The organism is Halomonas sp. 707D4, from assembly GCF_024158685.1.
GTDB lineage: Bacteria > Pseudomonadota > Gammaproteobacteria > Pseudomonadales > Halomonadaceae > Vreelandella.
This window is the reverse complement of sequence record NZ_JAMZBD010000763.1, coordinates 1-1,004: the sequence shown is the minus strand read 5'-3', so window position 1 is coordinate 1,004 and position 1,004 is coordinate 1. Positions and strand designations below refer to the sequence as shown.

Annotated in this window: 2 protein-coding genes; both read right to left on the bottom strand. The window is 67.8% G+C overall.

What is annotated here, in order from left to right; genetic code table 11:
* Positions 1–282, bottom strand: a 282-nt coding sequence (locus BIS11_RS18530; protein ID WP_253586857.1) for an exonuclease subunit SbcD, incomplete at its 3' end; no start/stop codon positions are given.
* Positions 283–368: 86 nt separating this feature from the next.
* The coding region (gene nadE / locus BIS11_RS18525) for an ammonia-dependent NAD(+) synthetase (RefSeq protein ID WP_253586856.1) at positions 369–1,004 on the bottom strand (636 nt) is incomplete at its 5' end.

Genomic DNA, 1,004 nt, shown 5'->3' with positions numbered 1-1,004 from the left:
GAGAAGCCCGGCATGCTGGAAGCGCGCGGCGCCCAGCAGCTCGACCGCGAAAAGCTCCACTTCAGCGCCCTGGACATGTTCGGCGACTTCTTCGAGCAGCGTGATCGCTCCCGCCGGGGGAACCGCGCGGTCGAAGATGTCGCCCGATACCAGCACCGCATCGACCGCGTCGCGATCGACGATCTCGATGAGCTGGTCGAGCACGACGCGCTGGTCGTCGAGCAGCGAGACGTTGTGGAAAAGCCGCCCCAGGTGCCAGTCGGCGGTGTGAAGAAGTCGCATGGCAGGCTCGCGTTGGCAAAGTTGCCCGCATCTTATCATTTGGGCCGCGACGCGGCGCCCGCCATGCGAGACGGGAGTGAACCGCTTCAGGGTTCGATGGGCAGGTTGCGCTTGTGCTGGGTGCGCTGGTACGTCTGCACGATGGTCTTGCGCGCCTCGTCGCCGATCTCCTCGCCCATCAGGAAGGCATCGATGTCGGCGTAGGTCACGCCCAGCGCCTCCTCGTCGGCGAGCTGGGGCTTGAGGGTCTCGAGATCCGCGGTAGGCTGCTTCTTCACCAGCGCTTCCGGGGCGCCCAGTTCGGCGCCAAGCCGACGTACCTGGTCCTTGGTGAGCCCCGCCAGGGGCGCCACGTCGCAGGCGCCGTCGCCGTACTTGGTGAAAAAGCCCATCATCGCCTCGGCGGCCTGGTCGGTCCCCACCACGAGCCCGCCATGGGTACCGGCGACGGCGTACTGGGCGATCATGCGCTGGCGCGCCTTGATGTTGCCGAGCACGAAGTCGCGCTGGTGCTCGTCCTCGAAGGCGTGCTCGCCCTCCTCCAGCGCCTTCAACGCGGCGTCGCTCGCCGGCTTGACGTTGACCGTGAGCACCCGGTCGGCCTGGATGAACGCGAGCGCCTGCTGGGCGTCGTGCTCGTCGGCCTGGGTGGCGTAGGGCAGGCGCATGGCGTAGAAGCGCGCGTCGATCCCTTCGTCGCGGGCCTTCTCCACCGCCAACTG